Origin of the sequence: Marinomonas shanghaiensis (assembly GCF_003259175.1) — a bacterium.
Lineage (GTDB): Bacteria > Pseudomonadota > Gammaproteobacteria > Pseudomonadales > Marinomonadaceae > Marinomonas > Marinomonas shanghaiensis.
The window spans coordinates 41,504-64,955 of sequence record NZ_QGOK01000027.1; the positions used below are offsets into that span (position 1 = coordinate 41,504).

22 protein-coding genes, 1 pseudogene and 1 riboswitch are annotated in these 23,452 nt (G+C 44.4%); of the genes and pseudogenes, 12 read left to right on the top strand and 11 right to left on the bottom strand.

Annotated elements, in window-relative coordinates:
* Positions 1–15: 15 nt before the first annotated feature.
* Both DKT73_RS18060 and DKT73_RS18065 read left to right on the top strand, forming a co-directional pair.
* Positions 16–783, top strand: coding sequence for a transporter substrate-binding domain-containing protein (locus DKT73_RS18060; RefSeq protein ID WP_111639914.1), 768 nt, complete (start codon positions 16–18; stop codon positions 781–783).
* A gap of 161 nt (positions 784–944) precedes the next feature.
* Positions 945–1,706, top strand: a complete 762-nt coding sequence (locus tag DKT73_RS18065; RefSeq protein ID WP_111639915.1) for a sulfite exporter TauE/SafE family protein — start codon at positions 945–947, stop codon at positions 1,704–1,706.
* A 112-nt stretch (positions 1,707–1,818) separates the two neighbouring features.
* Here DKT73_RS18065 and DKT73_RS20440 read toward each other — a convergent pair whose 3' ends face one another.
* Positions 1,819–3,117 carry a methyl-accepting chemotaxis protein gene (locus DKT73_RS20440; protein ID WP_111639916.1) on the bottom strand — a complete coding sequence of 433 codons (1,299 nt, stop codon included), beginning with the start codon at positions 3,115–3,117 and terminating at the stop codon, positions 1,819–1,821.
* A 366-nt stretch (positions 3,118–3,483) separates the two neighbouring features.
* Between DKT73_RS20440 and DKT73_RS18075 the strand changes: the two genes are divergently transcribed.
* Positions 3,484–3,783 carry an addiction module antidote protein gene (locus DKT73_RS18075; RefSeq protein ID WP_111639917.1) on the top strand — a complete coding sequence of 100 codons (300 nt, stop codon included), beginning with the start codon at positions 3,484–3,486 and terminating at the stop codon, positions 3,781–3,783.
* Positions 3,784–3,810: 27 nt separating this feature from the next.
* On the opposite strand, the gene DKT73_RS18080 is transcribed toward DKT73_RS18075, so the two are convergent.
* Both DKT73_RS18080 and DKT73_RS18085 read right to left on the bottom strand, forming a co-directional pair.
* Positions 3,811–4,401, bottom strand: coding sequence for a DNA-3-methyladenine glycosylase I (locus DKT73_RS18080; protein WP_111639918.1), 591 nt, complete (start codon positions 4,399–4,401; stop codon positions 3,811–3,813).
* The gene (locus DKT73_RS18085; protein ID WP_111639919.1) at positions 4,394–5,317 is read right to left on the bottom strand and encodes a LysR family transcriptional regulator; all 924 of its coding nucleotides are present in this window, start codon (positions 5,315–5,317) and stop codon (positions 4,394–4,396) included. The genes DKT73_RS18080 and DKT73_RS18085 overlap by 8 nt, the downstream gene beginning before the upstream one ends.
* A 201-nt stretch (positions 5,318–5,518) precedes the next feature.
* Between DKT73_RS18085 and DKT73_RS18090 the strand changes: the two genes are divergently transcribed.
* The 5 genes from DKT73_RS18090 to DKT73_RS18110 all read left to right on the top strand — a co-directional run bounded on the left by DKT73_RS18090 (position 5,519) and on the right by DKT73_RS18110 (position 11,432).
* On the top strand, positions 5,519–6,550 hold the full coding sequence (locus tag DKT73_RS18090; RefSeq protein ID WP_111639920.1) for an amino acid ABC transporter substrate-binding protein: 1,032 nt from the start codon (positions 5,519–5,521) through the stop codon (positions 6,548–6,550).
* Between the two features lie 110 nt (positions 6,551–6,660).
* Positions 6,661–7,893: an amino acid ABC transporter permease gene (locus DKT73_RS18095; RefSeq protein ID WP_111639921.1), complete on the top strand. Its 1,233-nt coding sequence runs from the start codon at positions 6,661–6,663 to the stop codon at positions 7,891–7,893.
* Positions 7,894–9,252, top strand: a complete 1,359-nt coding sequence (locus DKT73_RS18100; RefSeq protein WP_111639922.1) for an amino acid ABC transporter permease — start codon at positions 7,894–7,896, stop codon at positions 9,250–9,252.
* Positions 9,252–10,022, top strand: coding sequence for an amino acid ABC transporter ATP-binding protein (locus tag DKT73_RS18105; RefSeq protein ID WP_111605654.1), 771 nt, complete (start codon positions 9,252–9,254; stop codon positions 10,020–10,022). The genes DKT73_RS18100 and DKT73_RS18105 overlap by 1 nt, the downstream gene beginning before the upstream one ends.
* 99 nt (positions 10,023–10,121) lie before the next feature.
* A complete protein-coding gene (locus DKT73_RS18110) occupies positions 10,122–11,432 on the top strand; it encodes an NAD(P)/FAD-dependent oxidoreductase (RefSeq protein WP_111639923.1) in 1,311 nt (436 codons plus the stop codon).
* Between the two features lie 308 nt (positions 11,433–11,740).
* Here DKT73_RS18110 and DKT73_RS18115 read toward each other — a convergent pair whose 3' ends face one another.
* The 4 genes from DKT73_RS18115 to DKT73_RS20445 form a co-directional block, all read right to left on the bottom strand.
* The gene (locus tag DKT73_RS18115) at positions 11,741–12,487 is read right to left on the bottom strand and encodes a SapC family protein (RefSeq protein WP_111639924.1); all 747 of its coding nucleotides are present in this window, start codon (positions 12,485–12,487) and stop codon (positions 11,741–11,743) included.
* 273 nt (positions 12,488–12,760) lie between these two features.
* The gene (locus DKT73_RS18120; protein ID WP_198666660.1) at positions 12,761–14,269 is read right to left on the bottom strand and encodes an adenylyltransferase/cytidyltransferase family protein; all 1,509 of its coding nucleotides are present in this window, start codon (positions 14,267–14,269) and stop codon (positions 12,761–12,763) included.
* A gap of 82 nt (positions 14,270–14,351) precedes the next feature.
* Positions 14,352–14,843 carry a GNAT family N-acetyltransferase gene (locus DKT73_RS18125; protein ID WP_232827925.1) on the bottom strand — a complete coding sequence of 164 codons (492 nt, stop codon included), beginning with the start codon at positions 14,841–14,843 and terminating at the stop codon, positions 14,352–14,354.
* Positions 14,844–14,855: 12 nt separating this feature from the next.
* Entirely contained in the window at positions 14,856–16,151 is a 1,296-nt protein-coding gene (locus DKT73_RS20445; protein ID WP_111639927.1) for a methyl-accepting chemotaxis protein, read from the bottom strand.
* 357 nt (positions 16,152–16,508) lie between these two features.
* Between DKT73_RS20445 and DKT73_RS18135 the strand changes: the two genes are divergently transcribed.
* Entirely contained in the window at positions 16,509–18,497 is a 1,989-nt protein-coding gene (locus tag DKT73_RS18135) for a methyl-accepting chemotaxis protein (protein ID WP_198666661.1), read from the top strand.
* 211 nt (positions 18,498–18,708) lie between these two features.
* Positions 18,709–19,176 carry a hypothetical protein gene (locus DKT73_RS18140; RefSeq protein WP_111639929.1) on the top strand — a complete coding sequence of 156 codons (468 nt, stop codon included), beginning with the start codon at positions 18,709–18,711 and terminating at the stop codon, positions 19,174–19,176.
* Between the two features lie 19 nt (positions 19,177–19,195).
* Here DKT73_RS18140 and DKT73_RS18145 read toward each other — a convergent pair whose 3' ends face one another.
* From DKT73_RS18145 to rarD, 4 genes and pseudogenes are all read right to left on the bottom strand, one after another.
* Positions 19,196–20,002, bottom strand: a complete 807-nt coding sequence (locus DKT73_RS18145) for an ATP-grasp domain-containing protein (protein WP_111639930.1) — start codon at positions 20,000–20,002, stop codon at positions 19,196–19,198.
* Between the two features lie 241 nt (positions 20,003–20,243).
* Positions 20,244–20,606: pseudogene (locus DKT73_RS18150) on the bottom strand (HepT-like ribonuclease domain-containing protein).
* Positions 20,603–20,893 (bottom strand): nucleotidyltransferase family protein, encoded by a 291-nt coding sequence (locus DKT73_RS18155; RefSeq protein WP_111639931.1) that lies wholly within the window; start codon positions 20,891–20,893, stop codon positions 20,603–20,605. The pseudogene DKT73_RS18150 and the gene DKT73_RS18155 overlap by 4 nt, the downstream one beginning before the upstream one ends.
* A gap of 136 nt (positions 20,894–21,029) precedes the next feature.
* On the bottom strand, positions 21,030–21,926 hold the full coding sequence (gene rarD / locus DKT73_RS18160; protein WP_111639932.1) for an EamA family transporter RarD: 897 nt from the start codon (positions 21,924–21,926) through the stop codon (positions 21,030–21,032).
* A gap of 186 nt (positions 21,927–22,112) precedes the next feature.
* A riboswitch (FMN riboswitch) is annotated at positions 22,113–22,308 on the top strand.
* On the opposite strand from rarD, the gene DKT73_RS20095 reads away from it, so the two are divergent.
* A complete protein-coding gene (locus DKT73_RS20095; protein WP_157959207.1) occupies positions 22,293–22,457 on the top strand; it encodes a hypothetical protein in 165 nt (54 codons plus the stop codon). It overlaps the preceding riboswitch by 16 nt.
* An 18-nt stretch (positions 22,458–22,475) precedes the next feature.
* Entirely contained in the window at positions 22,476–23,402 is a 927-nt protein-coding gene (locus DKT73_RS18165) for a DMT family transporter (RefSeq protein WP_111639933.1), read from the top strand.
* Positions 23,403–23,452 lie beyond the last annotated feature (50 nt).

Below are 23,452 nucleotides of genomic sequence, written 5' to 3' on the forward strand. Positions count from 1 at the left end.
GTTAGGTACACTGTTATGAAGTTCACTGCGTCGTTTTTATTGCTCGTGTCCACTATGGCTTACAGTGCTATTGCACAAGCCGATCGTTTAGAAGATATCAAAAAACAAGGCTATATCACGGTGGGAACCACGGGCGATTACAAGCCTTTTTCATACTACGATGGCAGCACTTTTTCTGGCTATGATATTGATGTAGCGAAGTATTTTGCCTCAGAAATGGGCGTGGAAGTGAAATTTGTACAAACCACTTGGAAAAATCTTATTACCGATCTGAAAGACGATAAATACGACATCGCTATGGGCGGCATTACGCGTCGGACTTCGCGTCAAATGGAAGCGGACCAATCCCAAGGCTATATGACTTTTGGCAAATGCTTCCTAGTGGCGACGGGCAATGTAGCTCGTTTTGATACGTTAGAAGAGGTCAATCGTCCAGACGTTAAGGTTGGTGTGAACATTGGAGGAACCAATGAAAAATTTGCCGATCAATATCTGAGCAAAGCCACCATTATACGTTATGAAAATAACCTTGATGTCCCGAAAGCCGTTGAAGCAGGAGACGTTGATGTTATGGTGACCGAAACCCCAGAAGCACTGTATTACCAAGTGGTTAACAAGCAGCTGGAAGCCTCACGAGCGAATGATCCCTTCACTAAAAGCCAGTTTGGTTATCTCGTTCCTGCGGGTGAGCAGCGTTTATTGAATACCGTTAATTTCATGATGGATGAAATGACACTAAAAGGTATCGATGAAACCTTAATGGTGAATAATTCGCTTAAATAGGTCATTTCTTATCGGCCCAACGTATTTTTAAAGGTGACGTTGGGCTGGTTTTTATTCCTCTGCCTAAATTATCTTTTGTCAGTTCGCCGAATTCTCCTTATCATTCGTTTCCTCTTTTTATTCTCTTCCGACTCGCTTAAGAGTCATTTAAGGACGATGTTATGGAATACAGTTTATTCACTGTGTCTCTTTTGATCGGTACTGGCTTTCTTGCAGGCATTATTAACACTCTGGCTGGCGGTGGTTCCAACCTGACCTTGCCTGCTTTGATGGTCATGGGCATGCCGGCTGACATCGCCAACGCCACCAATCGTGTTGGTGTATTTTTACAGAACGTGGCGGCGACAGTTGGCTTTCGGAAAGCGAAAAAATTGGATAACGCTGACATCTTGCCAGTAATGATTCCCTCTTTGCTTGGCGGTGTGGTTGGTGCGTTTGCCGCCAGTTATGCGCCAGAGGCGTGGCTAAAACCTTTATTGCTCAGTGCCATGATTGGTATGACCCTCATCATGATCGTTCGCCCGACCATGATTGCGCCACCAGAAGGCACGGTGCCTTTTAAGGTCTCGGAAAAGCCAAGCGCATGGATTGCTCTGTTTATTGCCGGGGTATACGGTGGCTTTGTGCAAGCGGGTGTGGGTTTTATCCTGATTGCGGCCTTGGCTGGCACCTTACGTTATGACCTAGTGCGTACCAACGCGCTAAAAATGGTCTGTACACTCGGTTTTACCGCTTTGGCATTGGGGGTATTCATTTGGAATGATCAAATCCTGTGGATACCAGGGCTGATACTCGCTTCCGGCACCATGCTTGGTTCTTTTCTTGCCGTGAAAATGGCCATCAAAGCCAATCCAAGCCATTTGAAATGGTTCCTATTTATTATGACCGTTTGTGGCAGTGCGGCAGCGTTACTGAGTGATTGAATACGCTATTGTGATAAAAAAATCAAACAAAGTAAGTGCCAAAGTGTTGCAGCTTTAGCACCTACATGAGACCTAGTTAGATCTAAAAGAGGGTGTTTCTTTTTTCTCAAAATTAATTCTTCATTTTATCGACCATTTCGACGAATCTTGCCACACCGGATGTAATTTCCATCAAGCCTCGCGACACTTCGTTAATACTCTCTTGGCCGTGCAAGGCGATGCCTGTTACGGAGTTCAACATCACGTCCATTTCACTGATTAAATTATGGTTTTTCTCCACGACCTGACCTATTTCTGCCGTGGCGATGGCGGTATTACTGGCTAACTTTCGGACTTCATCTGCAACAACAGAGAAACCTCGTCCCGCGTCACCCGCGCGTGCTGCTTCAATGGCGGCATTGAGTGCGAGTAAATTCGTCTGATCGGCAATGGCGCGAATGGTAACAACGATATCGGAAATACTTTTAGATTGTGTTTTCAATAAATTGCCAATATTGGCGGCATGTTTTACTTTTTCCGCAATCTCTTTTGATGTTCGGATGGACGCATTCAGTATCTCGACAGCATTGGATGAAACTTGGCTCGTTTCTTCCGATGTCGCAGCAGCCAGTTCAATCGCGTTCATGGCATTATTGACCCGTTCTGTAATGTCTGACGCAAACTTGATAACCTTATAAACGCGACCTTTTTCGTCAAATATGGGGTTATAGGTGGCTTCTAGCCAGATCGTCTTGCCTGTGCCATCAAAACGCTGGAAACGCCCAGAGAAGTGTTTGCCATGTGCTAAATCAGACCAAAAGTTAGGGTTGTCTCGGTAAAACTTCTCATCACAAAAGATCTTGTGATGTTTGCCTTTAATGTCTTGTTCATCGTATTTCATCGCGCGTAAAAAATTGCTGTTGGCATGAAGTATATTGCCTTTAGTATCAAACTCTATGACGGCAAGTGAGCGGTCTAACGCTGTCAAAACGGCATTTTTGTTTGCCAAGGATGCTTGTATTTCGGTGATGTCATTGGCTATTTTAAGCACTTTAGTTACCTGACCATTTTCATCACACACTGGAAAATAGCTGGCTTCTAAGAAGATAGGTTGTTTGTTTTGTTTGAAACGTAAAAAAGTACCCTCGAAGGATTTTCCTGCCTTTAGCCCTTGCCAGAATTGCTTGTAGTCAACGGACTGGGTGTACTCCGTATCGCAAAAAATACGATGATGCTGCCCAATGATTTGCTCTAGTTTGTAACCCACTGCCGTTAAGAATAGTGGGTTAGCATCTAATATCACACCCTCAGGGCTAAAGCTGATACTCGCGATATTTTGCTTAATGGCGTTTAATTCATCTTGGCATTGTTTTAACTGTTGAAGTTTGATTTCAATGTCAGATTGTTTATCTATTTTTTTACCGAAAATCATGTTGGCTATCCTTGATAATGAGCAGTCATTGTTAAACATCGAGCGTTTTATGCGAACAATTCAAAACTCTTGCAGTATTGAAAATACTACCTCTAGAGTGTGGCTTAACTCATGAGAACTTGCGTACTGATGTGGTAAGTTTTTATGCAATTCTGTAATGATTTATCACCGCTTAACCTTACTTTTGACTGAATTGATACTTCCTCACATAAAACAGTCTTTGGCATGGTCGTTGATGAGTCCCATGTATTGCATGAAGATGTAAAAAATATTGATGTTAGGTTAAAAAACAGCCATATTGTATTCAGTTGGATACGAATTTTTATGTAGGATAAAACAGCAAGCCACAAAACTGGATGAGACGACATGACTTCAATAAAAGATCTGACCAACTTTGATATGTCTGAGCAGCTTCGTACCGACGAAGACATTGCTGCTTATTTATCTATGGTGCTTGAGGGTGGGGATACCGATGAGCTTATTCATGCGCTTGGCCATATTGCCAAAGCGCGAGGTATGACGCAGATAGCCAAAGACAGTGGACTTGGGCGTGAGAGTCTTTATAAAGCCCTTAGATCCGGTTCTCGGCCGCAATTTGACACGATAGTAAAAGTGCTTAAATCCCTTAATTTTGATTTGAAAGCCGTGGTTCATACGCAAAAATGAGCACATCGACTTCGATAGGATGTGCTTTTACGGCCTCTTAAACCCCTTCCTCGCTTCATCAATTTCTTCCCGCATAAAACAGTCTTCTGCATGGTCGTTGATGAGTCCCATGGATTGCATGAAGGCGTACATGGTGGTTGGGCCGACGAATTGCCAGCCACGTTTTTTGAGCTCTTTTGAAAGGGCAATGGATTCCGCGCAGGTGGTTTGGGTTTCGGGTGGAGGCAGGGTGTTTTCGTTGGGTTCGTAGCGCCAAATGAAGGCGGCTAATGAACCATCTTGCTCGATCATTTCTAAAGCGCGTTTGGCGTTGTTAATCACGGCGAGGATTTTGCGTTTATTGCGAATGATGCCTTCGTTATCCAGTAATTTAGCGACGTCTTCTTCACCAAATTGTGCCACTTTGTGAAAATCAAAGTGGTGAAAAGCGAGGCGAAAGTTTTCTCGCTTGCTGAGGATTGTTCGCCAACTCAACCCCGCTTGAAAGGTTTCTAAACATAGCTTTTCAAATAAACGCTGGTCGTTACTAACCGGAAAGCCCCATTCGTGATCATGGTATTCAGGAAAGTCTGGCGCGGTACTGGCCCATGCGCAGCGGGTTTTATGGCTATTAGGCATTATTGTCGCTCTTAGGAAGCTGAGTTTGTTTCTCCAGTTTGTTAATCAGGGTATCGTAAAATTCTTTGGCGAGGCCCGAAAGCGGGCTTAAGTTAGAGGTCAGTACTTCGAGCGGTTCAACAATATTGGGGGCGAAGGGTTTTAAGACGACATTGGGCAGTTGGAAGACTTTATCGAAGTAGCGGAAGTTTAAAATGTCGACCAAGGTGGCGCCCATTCCTAGGTTTACAAAAGAGAGTCCGTGAATCGTGGTGTGGACTTCTAACGTGCGATGAAAGGGCAAACCACTTTCGGCATAAAGGCGTTTTAATGCTTTGGTGGTGGCGTTTTCAGAATCGAGTGTGATCCAGTTTAATCCTTGTAAATCATGAGGATGGATAATGTCTAATTGAGACGCGGGATGATCTTTGGGTACCGCGCAATAACAGGCAAGATCAAAGGCGACGGAATCGTGTTTCGAGGAGCTTTGGGCTTTATCGACTAAGCCAATTTGATATTGTCCCGAGGCAATACCTTGTCGAATCGCCGAACAACCAGAAAGGTGTAAGCTCACGTCTACGCCAGGATTCGCTCTCATGTATTCGGCAATCAGTTCGGGTAAAAACTGATAGGATGGGCCAAAAATAGTGGCGATGCGCAAGCGGCCGGTTTTGTTGTTTTTCGCGCTCTTGATACTGTCTTCTAAGTGGTTCACTCCTTGTAATAAACCATAAACTTCTTCGTGTAAGTAAAGCGCTTCGTCGGTTGGGATCAGTTTGCCGTTATTGCGCACAAAGAGTTTGTAGCCTATTTCATCCTCAAAATTGGCCAGCATTTTGCTCGCAGCCGGTTGGCTGACATAGCTGCGCTCTGCGGCTCGGGTGATGCTGCCAGTGACAAATACTTCGTGAAATATACGCAATTTATTGATGTTCATTGGCATAACCTAAAGTTATTAGACTATTAAAAATATTCAGTGTGATTATAAAAAATCTTCACATAAGATCGTAACGGTTAGTTGTTTGATCTGCATCAAAAGATTTAATAAAACGATGGGGTCGCGGACTCGATTCATAATAAAAATGAGTTCGAATAAAAAGAAATCACAAAATCAACAGCATTATAAAAGGAACGAACAATGAAAAAAATTTCTCTAGCATTAGCTGCAACGACCACGCTTCTAGCCGCAAACAGCTATGCCGATGAAAGCGCGTCAACATTAAGTGCGGTCAAAGACCGTGGTTATGTGAACTGTGTCATCGGTAACTCTTTCCCTGGTTTTTATAGCCTAAACAAAGCGGGTGAATGGCAAGGCATGGACATTGATATGTGTCGTGGCGTAGCTTCAGCGGTGTTTGGCGATGCCTCTAAAGTGACATTTTTGCCCGTGCAATGGGCGCAAAGCTTTACCTCTATTAAGAGTGGTCAAGGTGATATTTTATCAAAAGGTATGACGTGGACCTTGTCCCGTGATACGCAGCAAGGCTTGGATTTCTTAGATACGTATTTTTATGACGGCCAAGGCTTTATGGTGCGCAAAGATTTGGGCGTGAAATCCGTCAAAGAATTAAAAGGCGCGACGGTGTGTGTACTGACCGGAACGTCGAGTGAACTCAACATCGCCGATTACAGCCGTGCGAATGATTTAGACATTAAAACCGTCGTGTTTGATGACTCTTCTGTGCGCAACACGGCTTTTTTTAACAACAACTGCGATGCTTTGACCAATGACAAATCCGGTTTGGCGGCGCAGCGTTCTGCCGCACCTAACCCAAGCGATTATGTCATTTTACCTGAAACCATTTCCAAAGAAGCTTTGTCTTTCGCAGTGAAGCAAAACGACAGTGAATGGGCGAATGTGGTGAAGTGGACTTTTGCCGCCATGGTGGCGGCAGAAGAGTTTGGTGTGAATTCGCAAAACGTTGAACAGATGCGTGCGGAAAGTCAAAGCCCTGTGGTTCGCCGCTTGCTTGGCGTTGAAGGCGACCTGCATGTTGGTCTAGGGTTGCCGCAAGATTGGGCTTATCAAGTGATTAAAAACGTCGGTAATTACGGTGAAGTCTACGAACGTAACGTGGGGGTAAACAGTGTGTTGGGTCTGGACCGTGAAGGTACTCTGAACGCATTGTGGACTAACGGCGGAATGATGTACGCAAAATCTTTCCGTTAACACCCGATGGAGACACGTTATTGGGTGTAAGGGTTTCTAAATATCGTAATAGCTAGGCGTTTGCCTATCTATTACGGTTTTGGTTTTCTTTCTTCGTTCGGTATATCGATATGATTCAGTCTTCTACGAGCAAGTCACAAAAAAGTCCCGTGAAGGGCGCTGGCTTGCCTTCGTCTGCGACACAAAAAAGACGGTCTCTGCTTAATAATGATGCAAGCAGAGCGGTCATCCTACAAGCGTTTGTCTTGATGTTAGCGTTATTCGGCCTATGGTTTTTATTTGCCAATGCCAGTGAAAATTTAAACCGTTTGGGCATGACGTTTGGCTTTGACTTTTTACAAGTGACCGCAGGATTCAACATTAGTTGGAGCCTCATTCCTTACGATCCCAGTATGAGTTATTTGCGTGTCTTTTTCGTCGGCATTGTGAATACCTTGATATTGTCTTTTTGCGTGATTGTTGTCGGTACTCTGATTGGCACCTTGGTGGGCATTTTACGTTTGTCTGAGAATCCCTTGGTGTCTCAATTGGCTCGTTGGTACGTGGAAATCGTGCGTAATGTGCCCTTGTTAATCCAAATTATTTTTTGGTTTACCGTGGTGTTTTCTACCTTGCCTGCGCCGCGAGAAAGTTATCATCTAGGTGAATGGTTTTTTTTGAATAACCGTGGCTTGTATGTGACGACCTTGCAAAGTGCCGTGTCATGGGGATGGGTTCTTGCCCTTGTTGCTGGCTTTATCCTGTTGCTTTATGGGTTGTTGCGTTGGTCTAAACCGTATTACGCCTTGTCTGGTTCTCGTTCCAGTGGGTTTTATATTGGCCTAGTCGTTTGGGCATTGCTGGCTGGCTGGGCTTTGTGGTTCTTTGTGAATGCAATGACTCTGTCTGTGCCGACTCTGCAAGGTTTTAATTTCAGCGGGGGAGCTTATCTTCCGGCGTCATTTGGGGCGGCGTTTGTGGCCATGACGGTGTATCGATCTGCGGCGATAGCTGAAACCGTGCGAGCGGGTATGCAATCTATCGACAGAGGACAACACGAAGCCGCTTTTACCATTGGTTTCTCTCGTGTTCAGTCATTGCGTCTGATTTTAATTCCACAGGCCATTCGATCCATTATTCCACCTATGACCAATTCTTGGTTGACCAGTGTGAAAGATTCTTCTCTTGCTGTGGCAATTGGCTTTCCTGAGTTGGTGTCGGTGTTTATGCAAACGTCGATGAACCAAACCGGACGCGCTATCGAGATCATCTTTATGGTCATGGGCTTTTATATCTTCATCAGTTTGCTGATCTCTTACTTGCTCAATAAGTACAACGACAGCGTGCAGTATAAGGTGCGATAAATGGACGATCTAAACGTGAAAAATCCACCCACTTTAAAGCAATTTGTTCCGACGCCACCGCGTCCGCCACGTCAAAGTAAAAGTGGCATTTTCGGTACCATTCGTCAGCGTTGTTTTAACAGTATCGGCAACAGTGTGTTGACCTTGTGTGTGATCGCTGTGCTGTTTTATTTAGTGAAACACGTGTTGGATTGGGCCGTGTTTAACGCTGTATTTATTGCGGATAATCGTCGTCAATGCATGGATATCAGTCCGGATGGCGCCTGCTGGGCGGGGGTTATTAGCTGGTTTAATGGCTTAATTTATGGGCGTTTTCCGGTCGATGAGCAATGGCGGGTCAATGTTGGCGTATTGCTTGGCTTGGTGTGGTTATTGCCGCTGATGTCTAAGCGTATACCTTTGCGTAACGTCATCTTATTGTCTTGGATCGGTCTGTATCCTTTTGTTGGGGCGTATCTTTTCTTAGGTGGTCGTTTTGGTGCGGAGTTGGGCTGGGTACATGGCGTGATGACCTGCCTTGCCTTGGCTTTTCTAACCATTATCTACGCCAACTGGATCTTGTCAGTATGGGATAAAAAGGGGCTAAACGAACTGTTTGTGCCGCTGGTATCACGCTTCGTTGAGCGACGAATTCATCTGTTGAGCTTTGTGGCTGCGTGGTTGCTTATCGCGTTGGTGATGGCTTTTGCACTGAATCAAGTATCGCTGGAACCGGTGGCCATTGAGCGTTGGGGCGGTTTGTTTTTGACGTTTATTATCGCCAGTTTTGCTATCACCATGGCGATTCCTATTGGCGTGGTATTAGCGCTTGGCCGTCGTTCTAAGTTACCCGTGATTCATTGGTTGTCGATGACGGTGATTGAATTAGTGCGCTCTGTGCCCTTGATCACTGTCTTGTTTATGGCCGTGACTCTGCTGCCTATCTTTTTACCCGCGGATGTGGAATTCAACAAGCTTGCGCAGGTGCTGGTGGCGGTGTGTATCTTTGCTGGTGCGTACATGGCGGAAAACATCCGTGGTGGTTTGCAAGCCATTCCCAAAGGTCAATACGAAGCCGCCGCGACGCTTGGCTTAGGTTATCTGCATACCATGGCGCTGATTATTCTGCCGCAGGCGCTTCGAATGATGATTCCAAACATCATGACGTCGTTTATCAGTTTGTTGAAAGACACGACCTTGGTTTCCATCATTGGTTTGTTCGACATTATGTTGATGGCGCGCAACATTGCCAATGACAAAGACTGGGTGGGCATGCACACCGAACCTTTGGTGATGATTTCCGTACTCTTCTTTCTTTTTTGCTACAGCATGTCTCAATACAGTTTGACCCTAGAAAAACGTTTAAAGGTGGATCGCTAATGATGACGTCATCAGGCCATTTGGCTACAAAAAATACCACAAACACAGCGATTAAAATCGACAAGCTAAATAAATGGTACGGAGACCATCATGTCTTAAAAGACGTTTCTCTGGATATTAGTGAAGGCGAAATTATGGTGGTGTGTGGGCCGTCTGGCTCAGGTAAATCGACCCTGATTCGCTCCTTGAATCATTTAGAAGATTACCAAGAAGGCGTGGTTTCGGTGTTTGGTCAGCCGCTTTCTCGGGATCGTCAAAGCCATAAAATCATTCACCAAACCATGGGCATGGTGTTTCAGAACTTTAACTTATTTCCTCACCTTACTGTTTTGCAGAACTGTACTTTAGGTCTCACGTGGCTGCGCAAGATGTCAGAGCGTGACGCTGACAAAATGGCAATGCGTTTATTGGATCGCGTTGGCATTGCGCAATTGGCGACCCGTTATCCGGGGCAATTATCTGGAGGTCAACAACAGCGTGTGGCGATTTCTCGATCTCTCGCCATGGAACCCAAAATCATGTTGTTCGACGAGCCAACCTCTGCGTTAGATCCAGAAATGGTCAAGGAAGTCTTGGACGTGATGATTGACCTTGCTAAAACCGGCATGACCATGGTGTGCGTTACCCATGAAATGCAGTTCGCCAAACAAGTAGCCGATCGAGTGGTGTTCATGGCCGATGGTGAAATCATCGAAGTTGGGCCACCTGAGCAGGTGTTAGTCAATCCCCAGTGGGATAGGACGAAAGAGTTTTTACAACATGTTCTCTGAAATTTTTGAACGATGGCAGCGCTCGTGACATCGTTCAAAGATTGAGCTTGGCTGTTAAAAAAATACGAACTTACCCTTATTTTATGGAATGAAATCGATATGTTGGCAAAAAACAGATCGACGTACACCAACATGCCTTTTTGGTTGGCCGATACGTCTTTGGCAAGCAAGATTCACTCAAATGCTCGCTTTGAACTCCCACAAAAAGCCGACGTGGTGATTGTCGGAGGTGGCTTTACTGGTGTCTCTGCGGCCATTACCTTGGCACGAGCAGGACTTAACGTGGTTCTGCTAGAAGCGGGGCGTTTAGGTGAAGGCGCAAGTTGTCGAAATGGTGGTTTGCTTGGGCCGAGTTTTAGTAAATTAGGCGTGGATGGTCTGGAGCGACAATACGGTCGAGACAATGTGCATTCGACCATTCGAGAGAGTCTGGTGGCGTTTAATTGGCTGGTGGACTTTATCAAAGAAGAGCAGATCGATTGTGATTTGTCCTTGTGTGGTCGTTTTCGTGGCGCCAGTCATCCGAGTCATTACGCGGGTTTGATCGAACAAGCGGAAGAATTGGCGAAAGTTGTGGATTTCCCAGCGATTGCGGTGAGTCGTCAGGATCAATTTGACGAAGTAGGCTCTAATGCCTATTACGGTGGGGTAATCTACCCGACCGACGGTACCTTACAGCCCGCTAAGTTACACCGCGGATTGTGTCATATCGCTCAGCAAGCGGGTGTACTCATGCTAGAACACACCAAGGTTCGAGGCATCAATAAACAAGCTAATCGCCACACAGTTATATACGATGGCGGCAAGATCGATGCCGATCAAGTCATTATTGCGACAAATGGTTACACTGGCGGCGAGTTTGATAAATTCAAACGTCGTGTGATTCCGATTCGTTCCGCGATGATTGCCACCGAGGAATTGCCTGAATCTGTGATTCGTTCTGTGAGCCCGAAATTACGTGCTCATGGCGGTACTGAGCGTTTGGTGGCCTATTATCGACCCTCACCAGACGGCAAACGCATCTTGTTTGGTGGTCGTGCCTTTGGCCGTGGCGATCAGCCACAGCTGTATTCAAAATACCTGCAAGACTTTATGATTCGCACTTTTCCTCAGTTGGAAGAGGCGAAAATTGATTACGCTTGGTCAGGTTATGTGGCGTATACCTTTGACCATGTGCCACACATTGGCAAGATGGACGACATGCACTATGCCATGGGATATTGTGGTTCGGGTGTGGGCCGTGCGAATTATTTTGGTCGTAAAATCGCCCAACAGGTGCTGAATCAAGCGGAAGGAAAAACGTCTTTCGACCAGTTTCCGTTCAATACGCGTCCGCTTTACACCGGAAAACCTTGGTTTTTGCCAATGATCATGAAATGGCACGACTTCGCCGACCGTCGCGGCTGGTAGTCACAGCCGTTAGAAACGTCTGATTTTAACCTCGCAAAACCTCAGTAATTCACTGGGGTTTTGTTTTTTCCGCCAAAGGTTTTAGCAAATACACCACGCGTTTTATTTCGTTAACGCTAAGTTGTTTGTGAAGGTTGGCGCTTTTTTCGTTGGTAATCCGGTGACACAAACCAAGCTTCGATGTGAGGTTTGTTGGTTACTGCAGAAGGTTTAGTCTGTCGTTTGTTTTTTTCAGTCCTCATAAACAGAAGCCGTCTTAAATAGACATTTGAAACGGCTTTTATGAACTTTAAATAGGAAACGTTAGCTTATTGCAGGCTATTTTTTGCTTGCTGAGGCGTTTCAACGGCACTGATACCTTGTTTAAGTAAGGCTAGACGCTCAATTTGATAAAGAGAAGTAAGGTGGGAATAAAGCGGGGCTAAATAACCCTTTTCTTTAATTTCAAGGAATTTCTTATCAGAAAGGTTGTTTAGACGTTCTTCATTGATCACGTAGCAACCGGTAACGTTTTTGATCTGATCGGCGGCTTTAACACGCATGTTTAGTGACGTGAACAAGTTGTTCTCAGTCAAAAAGTGGCAAAAGGCTTTAGTAAACTCTTCCATTTGTTGTAGTTCGCCTAAATAGCGTTTTACATTTTCAATAACTTCCGTTGGTTCCCCTTGATCATTGAACAGTGGTTGACCGTCTTCTGTGCCCACATACTTACTGTCTTCATCAATGCATACCGTAAAGTTGTCTTGATCGGGATTTTTAGCCAAAGCGAATGGGTAGCGACGAATGATCGCAGGAATGTAAGGCGCTTGCCATTTGCCATCTTCACCAATGAACAGGTTTTCGTTTTCATCTAGGCCAAGTAAAGCAACAGGTTTAAATTCATCCTGAGACTTGTCTTCTAAAAAAACAATTGGATATACCGATGCCGCTTTAACAAACTCATGCACCATTACCGACGCGATATGAAATTTGCTAGCAAAATCGAAACTTTCAATGGCCTTTACTTTTAAGTTAGCGTGCTGTTCTTTATTTATGGGTGTCAATTTAGTGAACATTGCATTAAGTCCTTAAGTATTCTTTTTTAAAATTAGCAAGAGGAATTAGCATTAGTGTATTTTTATTAGGTTAATCTAACTTTATTTGAAAAGCGATAGAATAGATAATTTGTCTAACAGCTTATGCAATTACGTTCAGTGGTTTTGCTATTTTTTCACTACGAAACAATATGATGGTGTCTTATTGAGTTGTATTCAGCCAGCTTATTTTCTTGCAATTCGTCCCATTTGATTGATTCAACATAAAACTCAGCTATCACAGTAAGATGTTACTTATTTGGCGTGTGTCTCGTTAAGCGTTTTTAGGATGTAATTTTTCAAGTCAGTGGTTGACACGTTTGCAGTGCGTGGGGCGTATATGACGTGAATATGGTCTTGGCTTAAGCGTTCGCTAAGGGCGTTCCAACGCTCACTGCCTTGCCATTCTTCGCCACAAATCACCCTATTGATATTGAGTGAGGCAATCCATCGGGCGGCGGCTTCGGTTTGAGACATAGGCGCGCCAACTAGATATACTTCGCTGACAACAGATAAGGCACTGAGTATGGCCATGCGGTCTTGTTCTGGCATGACGGGAGCGTAACCTTTACTCTTTATACCAAAGGCATCGGGTGCCACACCGACTACAAGAATATCGCCTTGTTGTTTGGCGTAATTCAGGTAGTTGAGATGCCCTTGATGGAATAGATCGAAGTAGCCTAATGCGAGTACACGCCGTGGCTGGCTTTTGGGGATGGGTTGAATAAGGTGTTTTTCGATGGCGGCCAGTAACGGATCCTCTGCCTGATGCCGCTGCAAGGTAGAAAGGATATTCAGCGCTTTTTGTTTATTGCCTTTAGTCCACTCACCGTAAAGGTGTGAGTAGCCATAACATAGCGCAAGCCAAGAAAAATGCCGTAAGTTGGCGGCAGATACTATGGTGTCGAAATATGGATCAGGAACGCGCCAATGTTCGCCATAAAGGGCGGCTAAAAACGCATCTGGTGCCGTCAAATGCCATACTTCTCCGGCAGGAGACATTTTGGCGTTAAGCTGAAGTGGTGGGAAGTAGGTAATACGGTTCCAATCAAAGGGAACCTGATCCATCCAGAGTCCTGAAATGGTTTTGCCTGAGTGAACCTCGGTGCCATAACCGCAGACATCCATGATGATGCCAGAGGTCTGATGTTTAAAACAGCGAGGGTTAATCAAATCATAAGAGCGCGACGCTTCCTGCCAACCTAGTGCCGTTAATGCCTTAATGGTGTCGGGCATTTGCTGCCAATCGATACCAATATCAATGTCCTTGTCGTTTTCTAACAATTGTCCTGAGCGTTCCAAGCCGAGTAAGGTGCCAGCGGTGGCAAAGGCATAAATATTTTGTTGTTTCAATGCGACCAGTGTTGACCATAATAAAGATTCGGCTGTGGTGCGATCAAACCCTGAAGGTGTTTTTCGTGGCTGAGGCGACACAGCAGTAAAGGAGGAAGGCTGAAGGTAAAAAGTCCCAAGCGCTTGATGAAAGGCTTGGGAAGCTTGGGGCAATAAGCGATTTTGTTGATAACAATGCCCTAAAATATGATACGCCTCATGGATATAAGGCTTTTCTAGTAATAAGGCCTCAAGCCTTTCGATCCATGTACTTCCAGTACCTTCTAAAACCGCCAATTGTGCGAGATAGATTTGCGGAATAATAAACTCAGGTGCTTGTTTATAAATACCTTGAAAAAGTTGCTTGGCGTCTTGATATTGCTCGGCACGAAAATGTTGCACGGCGAGTTGAATTTGGTCGTCAATGGTCATGTTCTTCCTGCAGGGCATTATGTGATTGGGAGCAGTCTTGTTCTTTCTATGACGGCGGGCAGGGTAAGTGCCTTTTGATATCTTAATCTAATACCTTGAGCAAACACACCACACGTTCGATTTCGTCAAAGCCAAGTTGTTTGTGAAGGTTGATGCTTTTCTCATTGGTGATCGGGGCGTCGCTGCCCAGTTCCTGAAAGCCTTGTTGTTTGGCCCATTGCTCGGCGGCGCGAATCAAGGCTTTGCCAATGCCTTGTCCTTGGCAATCTGGTGAAACAAACCACGCTTCGATATAAGGCGTGGTTTGCTGGCTGCTGCCGGGGACATTGTCGCGAAGGTTCAGCTCAATAAAACCGACCATCTGTTGTGCATCATCAAGCGCGACTAACACCTCCTTCACGTTGGGATACGTTCCTTGAAAGAAAGCGTCAACTTCTGTTTGGCTAATGTCTTTTATGTCTGGTAAAAAGTCGACTCTTAACGCCGACCATGACATCGCCTCACAGGCTTTGATTCTCCTGATTTCCATCTGCCTATCCCTTGGTAAGAGTAAATCGCCTGCAAGCGACATCATTATACCCGCTTATTAGGGTTTCATTGTTTCAACCATCTCTAAAAAGCGAGCAACTCCTTTTGTTATTTCATTAAGGCCATTAGATACTTCAAGAATGCTTTCTCGACCATGCAGTGCCGTGCCGCTGACTTCTCGAAGCGTATTATCTATTTCACTGATTAAGGCATGGTTTTTTTCGACAACATCCGTAATTTCTGCAGTAGCAACCGCGGTGTTACTGGCTAATTTTCTGACTTCGTCTGCAACGACTGAGAAGCCTCGGCCAGCATCCCCAGCTCGTGCCGCCTCGATCGCAGCGTTAAGCGCCAGCAAGTTTGTTTGGTCAGCAATGGAGCGTATCGCCACCACAATATCGGCAATGCTTTTAGATTGCAGTTTAAGTTGTTCGCCTGTTTCAGACGCTTTTTTAATGTTTTCGACAATCTCTTTTGAGGTCCTGACCGATGCCTTAAGTATGTTGACGGCATTGGTTGATACGTTACTGGTCTGTTCAGAGGTGGAGGCGGCTAAATTGACGGCATTAAATGCTGCATTCACACGGACGGTTATGTCGGAGGCAAACTTTATGACCTTATAGACTTTACCGTCTTCATCATAAATGGGGTTGTAGGTGGCCTCTAGCCAGATAGTATTGCCATTGCCATCAAAACGTTGGAAGCGCCCTGATGAATGTTTTCCTTTGGCTAAGTCGGACCAAAAATTAGGATTATTTTTGTAGAATTTATCATCACAAAACATTTTGTGATGTTTATTTTGAATCTGTTCAAACTTATATTTCATGGTTTTCAGGAAATTTTGGTTTGCCGTAAGTATGTTTCCTTTGGGATCAAACTCAATGACAGCTAAGGAGGTGTCTAGCGCTTTTAATACGGCGATTTTATCATTAAGCGATTTTTGCTTTTGACTAATGTCATTGGCTATTTTGAGTATCCTGATGACGTTACCGCTGTCGTCAATGACCGGGAAATAGCTTGCTTCTAGGTGTAGTACAGAATGATCCGATTTGAAGCGTAAAAATGTACCATGAAAAGGTTGCCCAGCCGCGAGATCTTGCCAGAATTTTTTATATTCAGATGAGAGGGTGTATTTTTCATCACAGAAGATTTTATGATGTTTACCAACAATCTGCTCTAGTCTGTAACCCACTGTTTCAAGAAATAATGCGTTGGCATCAAGAATGATGCCCTCTTTACTGAAGCTGATTGCCGCGGTGTTTTTTTTGATGGCTTTTAGTTCGTTTTCACTATCAACCGAATACTCTGTTTTGTGCTGTGGTGTTTTTTCTTTATGTCCTTTAAGAAAAAGCATTTTATTACCCTCAAAATGATGAATGCGCCAAATTAGTCTCTAAATATGGCAGAAGTTTCACATTTTTTCTGGTTTATTAAATGTTTATTTATGTAAATTATTTAACCTTTTCATGATGTCCTGTTGTTTTTGATAAGTGAAACTGTAGTACGCTGGTGTGTGTATTTTTTATTACAAAAACGAGCCAAATGGCCGTTATTTCAGGCTAAAGCTTATAAGAGAAATAGACGTTTTATCCGGTGTAATCTCTTGTAACGTTATGTTTACAGTGCAGCGACAAAAGATAACATGAATCATGCGGTGTTTTGTCCAGTATGCTCTATTGTTCACATGGTATTTTATAGGAGATTTTTTATCATGCTCAGTTTTTCGCGAAAATTGTATTTGGGTTTTTCTGTTGTATTGGTGTTGCTTGGTGTGGTCGGTATGACTTCATACTTTGCATTGAGTTCAGCGTCTTCAGGGTTTGAGCAATATCGCTCTTTAGCAAGATCAACGACCGCCGTGAGCCTAGTGGAAGAGCGTATGTTAATGGTACGTCTTAAAGTAAAAGATTATTTGCTTAGCTCAGATGAAAAAGACATACGTGAGTTTGATGGCTATTGGCAAGAAACACAGCGTCATATGGATGAGGCCATTGCCAATATTACCAATCCTGAACGAGTCAAAATCATCAATGCGGTTGCCGATGAACTGGTAAAATACAATCAAGCTTTTAGTGCCGTAACAGCACAGCAAAAGCAACGTAATGAACTGGTTAATCAGGTCTTAAATATTTATGGCTCCAGCATAGAAGAAGATCTAACAAACATTTTAGTGTCAGCAAAGGAAGATAGTGATGTGTCTGCGGCTTATCATGCATCGCTGGCGACACGCAGTGTGTTATTAGCTCGTGTGAATGCGCTGAAGTTTTTAAGTTACAGCGATCAAGCGTCGGTTGATGCGGTTCACAAAGAGTTCACCGAGATGAAGGCGCAATTGCAAATATTACAGCAAGAGCTTGGTAATGCAGAACGTATTGAGTTGCTAAACAATGTTGTAAAAGGCGCTGATGTATACGAAAAAACGTTTGATACGATTGTTAAGCTTCAAGTTGAACGCAATACGCTTGTGACAGAAAAGCTGAATGTTATTGGCCCTATGGTGGCCAAAATGATAGAAGAATTAAAGCTATCCTTCAAAAATCAGCAAGATATTCTTGGCCCTGAGTTACAGCAAAGTAATTCAACGGCGATTATTGTCATTGAAGTGATCGTGGTATTGGCGATTATCTTTGGCATAGCAACGGCTCTATTTATTACTCGTTCAACCATACAAAACTTGGGTGGCGATCCCATGATGGTGACGAATATTGTAAGACGTGTCTCGGATGGCGATCTTGATATCGATTTACCCAATAACAGTGAAGACAGCGCGAGTTTGTATGCTGCCGTTAAAGTGATGGTGAGAAGCTTGCGAGACAAGGCGCGCCTTGCACAAAACATTGCCGATGGGGATTTATCGTCCAAAGTGGTACTGGCATCCGATAAAGACGTACTGGGCAAAGCACTTAAAGACATGGTCAAAAACCTCAACAATGTTTTGTCTGAAATACAAAGTTCTGGTGATCAAATTGCGGCAGGCAGCTCACAAGTATCCAGCTTCAGCCAATCCCTTGCCGAAGGTGCTAATCAACAAAAAGATAATTTGCAGACGATTTCTGCTGCCCTCGAAGAGTTGTCAGTACAAACCAATGACAACGCAACAGGGGCAAAACAGGCGAGTCAATTAGCGCTTACGGCGCAAAAAGCGGTTGCTCAAGGCCAGTCACATATGCAAGACATGGTGACGGCAATGAATGACATAAAAGACGCAGGACAAAGTATCGCGGGCTTTATAAAAACCATTGATGAAATCGCTGAACAGACCAACTTATTAGCACTAAACGCCGCGATTGAAGCCGCGAGAGCCGGCGAACAAGGTCGTGGCTTTGCGGTGGTCGCTGACGAAGTGCGTGGCTTGGCATCAAGAAGTACCGCGGCTGCCATGGAAACCGCTAAGCTGATCCAGCTTTCTTCTGCCAAAACGGAAAGTGGGGTCGCCATTGCACAAAGTACGGCTCAAGCCCTTCAAGCTGTGTTTGATGGTATTAATGAAACCACAGAGTTGGTGACGAAAATTGCCTCAGCCAGTGGCGAGCAAGCCCTGGCGGTAGACGAAGTAACACGTGCGATCGTATCGGTTGGCGACGTAGTCGAACTGAACGCCGCCGCTTCCGTCGAAGGCGCAGCAGCGGCCGAACAATTAAGTAGCCAAAGTGCGGTGATGAGAGACACCATGTCGCACTTCACCCTAGCGAAGAGTTAATCGTTAGTCGCTCAGTCTTCATCAAGGTTCTAAAAAAACCGTTAGTGCTGTTCAGTGCTAACGGTTTTTTTTCATCAATACTTTGGCAAAGAATCGATTATTACTGGTAATAGGGTTCTGTTTAACTCTTTCTTAGTCTGTTGAAAAGGCGTATTGTCAATTTTTGATTGTTTTTTAGTCAAAACGAAAAATAATAAAAAGGAGAAGGGTGGTGAAAAATTATCATAATCTCATCTTCATCCTGGTTTTACTCTGTTCTCCATTGTCAGCCGCGAATAAGGTATCAATCAACGAGCTGAATGCTTGTCAAGCTTTAGTGGAGTTTGTGGATGTTAAATTAGATGAGTTTGCGGATCATTACGCTGCACAAGACATTGCACTGGTTCACAAAGGCTTATCGGCCTACCGTAACTTTCTACAAAATGATGTGATAACGCCCATGTTATTAGGTATGTACGGTGGTAATGTTGATCAAGCAAAACTCATGCAAAACCTATTTGACCGGCAAAAAGTGACTTTTTTTCGTCACCTTGGCGAGCGTTATTCTGAAAGAAAGCTCTTTACTGAGTACGCTGCGGCCATTAATGACTGTACCGCCTATACTCGAATAAGACCAGACGTTGCCAAGTCATTAAACCTTGCTTTAAATATGATGATAAGGCTAGCGCGACAGAGCTAGCCTTGGTTCTTGGAGATGCTCAAAACCCGCTTGGCTGATCGATCAGCATAGCGGTTGATAATAAATACTGTTCGTTTAGATAGTTGAGTAGTTCAGTATTGACATCTTGTTGAATGGTTGGCAATCCTTGATTACCAAAAATTCTATTTATTTCAATAACATAAGGCACAGATCCAACCATAGCAATGTCGAATCCTGCGTGGTTGATGTCTAAAGATTGCGCCAAAAAGGTTACTAACTCTTGGGCTTCTTTTGGAATCAATGCCACTTCCACTTGGCCGCCTTGGCTGATGTTGTTGTGGAAACCGTTGTCCGATTGCAAACGCCAGTAACCACTGACAATTTTATTTCCTACCCAAATCACGCGCATGTCTCTGTCTATTGGCAGATATTCTTGTGCGTACAATACATCAGTTTTCGCCACATAATCGCGCCACTGGCTCGGTGTTTCGATCAAAAAGACGCCATTGCCCATACTGCTGCGGGGAATTTTGGCCACAAAAGGGGAGGGCATTTCGTCCCAAATTTTTTCCGCTTCATAAGGCGTATTAGCGGCAATCACAGTGTAAGGGTGTTGATGTGGTACTACCGTACGAAATGTTCGTGTCATTTCGACTTTGTCGTGGCCTATCATATAGGACGCCAGGCTCGGAAAAATACGTTTTCTTAAGCCATGAACCAACGCGGTTAGCTGCCAATATTGTGGGAACAACAGCCAATCCGCCTCTTTGATTTCCTCCAAATGATCGTACATCGACTCAGGTTTAATGTATTTAACCTGAGGCAAGTGGAGGGTTCTTAGTGCGTCAAAAGAGATAATTTTCATTCTGTATAATCAATAGCCAAACATGGCGCGATTGTGAGGCTTGTTGTAAAAAAAAGAAACAAAAAAGAGTACGTTTTTCATGCGTTTTGAGCGTGAATAGGCTTCCTTTTTGATGGTGAGGAAAGTTCAATCTTTATGAATGACAGAAAAGTGGTCAATTTTTCTGGGCTTAGTGGTTCGTCTTACAAGAATACCACTAGAAAAAACATGTCTGTTGGGTATATATATTTTGAGCCGTGTTTTATTTGTTGATTTTGAGTTTGTCTTGAATGTTAAGTAGTTGTTTTAGCAATGTCGGTAGTGCTATTTGAACGGTATCCCACACTACATCAAGGTTGATATCAAAATAACCATGAGCTATACGATTTCGCATCCCGCGCATACTACGTCATGGGACTTCAGAGTGTGCTTGTGAAAACTCGGGATAGGTATCCATTATTTTTGTCGCAGCTTCACCAAGAATGATGAGACTCATGATAACCGCTTGTTGAGTACGTTTATCCTCTTGAAAGTCATCTCTGTGCAAACCTTCAGTAAAACTACAAGCGTCTGTTGCGGCTTGCTGCATGTATTCTAGGTAATCAGGTAGCCGATTTTCGTTCATACAGGTAATGCCTCGGCAAGCACCTGAGCGCGAAATTTAATGGGTAAGTCTTTTGGTGTGAGCAAATCAACATGGATTCCTAGCAATAGCTCTAGTTCTGCTTGTAAACCACCTAGGTCAAACAAGGTTGTGCCGGGTAATGCATCGACAAGCAGGTCAAGGTCACTGCCATCCTTATCTGTTCCATGTAACACGGAGCCGAAAACTCGTGGGTTTTCCGTATGAAAGCGGTTTGCGGCTTGGCGAATAGCATTGCGTTTTTGGTTAAGAGCAATGGAAGGACGCATAAGTATCTCCGATTATCGCAACTTTTTTAAATGGTAGTCTGTTGATAATGACGCTTCAAGGGCTGTTTTTAAGAATCCTTTTCAAGAGTACAAAAGGATGGTTTTCATGTGGATCACTGAGCATAAAATTCTTTCCTCAAATAATGGCTGACGTTTTGGTTTTACGCAGACGGCGAATAGAATCTAATATCAGCATGGCAAGTGCGGACCATATCAGCACAAAGGTGGTTAGCTTTTCTGGACTGAGCGGTTCGTCGTACAAGAATACCGCTAGAAAAAACATGCCGGTTGGGCCGATATACTGAAAGAAACCAAGCGTTACCATACTGACCCGGTTTGCCGCAGCAGCGAAGCACATCAGTGGGATCATAGTCACTGGCCCTGCCGCAAAGAGCAGCCAATTAACCGTGGCACTGTTTTCAAACATGTTGGCGCTTGGCGATGGGCTCAGCATTAAGTAGGTCAAAGCAAAAGGCAGTAGTAAGGCCGTTTCGATGGCCATACCGGTAAAGCTATCAACGGCCACTTTTTTACGCACTAAGCCATAAAAGCCAAATGTCACCGCCAGTACCAGCGCGATCCAAGGCAATGAACCAAACTGAACCACCTCAAAGGCTACCGCACAAAAGCACAATGCCACAGCCGCTTTGCGCACTCTATCTAGCTTGTCTTTGAAGAAAATCACGCCTAATAAAATACTGATCAGTGGGTTAATGTAATAGCCCAAGCTGGCGCTAAGCATCTTATTATTCTGAATGGCCCAAATAAAAGTGCCCCAGTTAATGGCAATCAGCACTGTCGACACCAGCATGGCTAATAAAGTTTTGCGTGACCGTAAGACCGTTTTTACTGCATCCGTATAGCGTAACAAAACAATTAACACCAACACGATCACACAAGACCAGATGACACGATGGGCGAGAATCTCTGTCGCGGGCACAAACGACATTTCTTTAAAATAGATAGGTGCAATGGCCCATAGAGTAAAGGCCGTTAATGCGTAGAAAATGCCGCTTCTGGAAGAGGTTTGCATTGAAATTGTCCTATTCAATGAATGTTGTTTTTAGGCATAAGAGTGTATAGCAATACTGGTTAAATGGTCAGATTTTTGTTGACGTTTTGTGCAGATAAAGAAAGAGAGTATTTCATGCGTCTACAGAGCGAACTTATTGCCTAAGACTGACGATGGGGTTAAAGTTAAGTCATAAATTTTACATTAATCGAACTTCGGGGCGGGGCGGAATTCCCCACCGGCGGTGATTTGATGAGATTGAAGAATCTATCAACAGCCCGCGAGCGCCTTGTTTCTTATTTTAAGAAAAGCATCTTAAGAAGCGTCTTTTAAGAAACAAGGGTCAGCAGATCTGGTGAGACTCCAGAGCCGACGGTTACAGTCCGGATGATAGAAGATCGACCAAGCAGCACAAAAGTCATTGCTCTTTATAAAGTCATTGCTCTTTATAGAGTGATGATGCTTTGCGTTGGCGTTGCTTATGCGTTTTATCTTGCGTGTTTTGCCATGCAAGAAGCTTGGTATATTCCTCATCACCCCTGTGCATCTTGATATTTGGAGAAAACAAAGATGGCAGGCACATTCTTTATCATGATCGCGTGCTTCACGTGGGCGCTTGATACTTTAATTCGTTATCCCTTATTGGGGGCGGGTTATTCCACTCTGCAAATTGTTCTTATTGAACACTTAACTTTAGTCTTGTTCGTCGCTCCTATGCTGTGGCGCTACCGTCATGTGTATCGCCATATGTCGATCAGTGGCTTTTCCTGTTTGTTTTTTATTGGCGGCATCGGTTCTGCCATGGGCACCTTAGCGTTTACCGAAGCCTTTCACTATTTGAACCCTACCGTGGTGATTTTGCTGCAAAAACTACAGCCCATTGTGGCGATTTTGCTGGCCTATTGGTTACTGAAAGAGCGCATTGAAGGGCAGTTTGTCCGCTGGGCAGCGGTGATTTTACTGGGCAGTTTTGTGATGATGTGGCCGGATTTACGTCAACTAGGCGACGCGCAATGGCATTATTCAAGTGACACGTCCAGCATCATGAAAGGCTATGGTTATACCTTGATTGCCGTTATTGCATGGGGCGCCGCGACCGTGTGTGGTAAATATTTGTCCCATCAACACATGCCAGCCAACGCGATTATGTCGGGACGTTTTGTGGCAGGTTTATTGGTGCTATTGCCCATGGCGCTGGCGCAGTTAGACAGTTTAACCCCCATGACGTCTGTCGATTTGAGTTTAGCGATTGTTATGGCTCTGCTGAGTGGCTTTATCGGCATGTGGTTCTATTATCAAGGATTAAAAACCGTACCCGCGCAACTTGCCACCTTAGCGGAACTGTCTTTTCCCGTCTTCGCCGCCGCCATCAACTGGTTCTTCCTCGACATGGGCTTAACCGGCTATCAAATCATCGGTGGCTTGATGCTCATCCTTGGTAATATTGGCCTGCGTATGAAAGAACTGAGAAAAGCGGAACTAGCGACAGCAGTTTAGTAAGAGGTCTTTTTGCACCCGTTCCCACGCTCTGCGTGGTAACGCATAGC

What these genes read in the sequence shown, in the direction of transcription:
- DKT73_RS18060 (WP_111639914.1), top strand. Translation starts at nt 16, where the DNA reads ATGAAGTTCACTGCGTCGTTTTTATTGCTCGTGTCCACTATGGCTTAC.
- DKT73_RS18065 (WP_111639915.1), top strand. Translation starts at nt 945, where the DNA reads ATGGAATACAGTTTATTCACTGTGTCTCTTTTGATCGGTACTGGCTTT.
- DKT73_RS20440 (WP_111639916.1), bottom strand. Translation starts at nt 3,117, where the DNA reads ATGATTTTCGGTAAAAAAATAGATAAACAATCTGACATTGAAATCAAA.
- DKT73_RS18075 (WP_111639917.1), top strand. Translation starts at nt 3,484, where the DNA reads ATGACTTCAATAAAAGATCTGACCAACTTTGATATGTCTGAGCAGCTT.
- DKT73_RS18080 (WP_111639918.1), bottom strand. Translation starts at nt 4,401, where the DNA reads ATGCCTAATAGCCATAAAACCCGCTGCGCATGGGCCAGTACCGCGCCA.
- DKT73_RS18085 (WP_111639919.1), bottom strand. Translation starts at nt 5,317, where the DNA reads ATGAACATCAATAAATTGCGTATATTTCACGAAGTATTTGTCACTGGC.
- DKT73_RS18090 (WP_111639920.1), top strand. Translation starts at nt 5,519, where the DNA reads ATGAAAAAAATTTCTCTAGCATTAGCTGCAACGACCACGCTTCTAGCC.
- DKT73_RS18095 (WP_111639921.1), top strand. Translation starts at nt 6,661, where the DNA reads ATGATTCAGTCTTCTACGAGCAAGTCACAAAAAAGTCCCGTGAAGGGC.
- DKT73_RS18100 (WP_111639922.1), top strand. Translation starts at nt 7,894, where the DNA reads ATGGACGATCTAAACGTGAAAAATCCACCCACTTTAAAGCAATTTGTT.
- DKT73_RS18105 (WP_111605654.1), top strand. Translation starts at nt 9,252, where the DNA reads ATGATGACGTCATCAGGCCATTTGGCTACAAAAAATACCACAAACACA.
- DKT73_RS18110 (WP_111639923.1), top strand. Translation starts at nt 10,122, where the DNA reads ATGTTGGCAAAAAACAGATCGACGTACACCAACATGCCTTTTTGGTTG.
- DKT73_RS18115 (WP_111639924.1), bottom strand. Translation starts at nt 12,487, where the DNA reads ATGTTCACTAAATTGACACCCATAAATAAAGAACAGCACGCTAACTTA.
- DKT73_RS18120 (WP_198666660.1), bottom strand. Translation starts at nt 14,269, where the DNA reads ATGACCATTGACGACCAAATTCAACTCGCCGTGCAACATTTTCGTGCC.
- DKT73_RS18125 (WP_232827925.1), bottom strand. Translation starts at nt 14,843, where the DNA reads ATGATGTCGCTTGCAGGCGATTTACTCTTACCAAGGGATAGGCAGATG.
- DKT73_RS20445 (WP_111639927.1), bottom strand. Translation starts at nt 16,151, where the DNA reads ATGCTTTTTCTTAAAGGACATAAAGAAAAAACACCACAGCACAAAACA.
- DKT73_RS18135 (WP_198666661.1), top strand. Translation starts at nt 16,509, where the DNA reads ATGCTCAGTTTTTCGCGAAAATTGTATTTGGGTTTTTCTGTTGTATTG.
- DKT73_RS18145 (WP_111639930.1), bottom strand. Translation starts at nt 20,002, where the DNA reads ATGAAAATTATCTCTTTTGACGCACTAAGAACCCTCCACTTGCCTCAG.
- DKT73_RS18155 (WP_111639931.1), bottom strand. Translation starts at nt 20,893, where the DNA reads ATGCGTCCTTCCATTGCTCTTAACCAAAAACGCAATGCTATTCGCCAA.
- rarD (WP_111639932.1), bottom strand. Translation starts at nt 21,926, where the DNA reads ATGCAAACCTCTTCCAGAAGCGGCATTTTCTACGCATTAACGGCCTTT.
- DKT73_RS20095 (WP_157959207.1), top strand. Translation starts at nt 22,293, where the DNA reads ATGATAGAAGATCGACCAAGCAGCACAAAAGTCATTGCTCTTTATAAA.
- DKT73_RS18165 (WP_111639933.1), top strand. Translation starts at nt 22,476, where the DNA reads ATGGCAGGCACATTCTTTATCATGATCGCGTGCTTCACGTGGGCGCTT.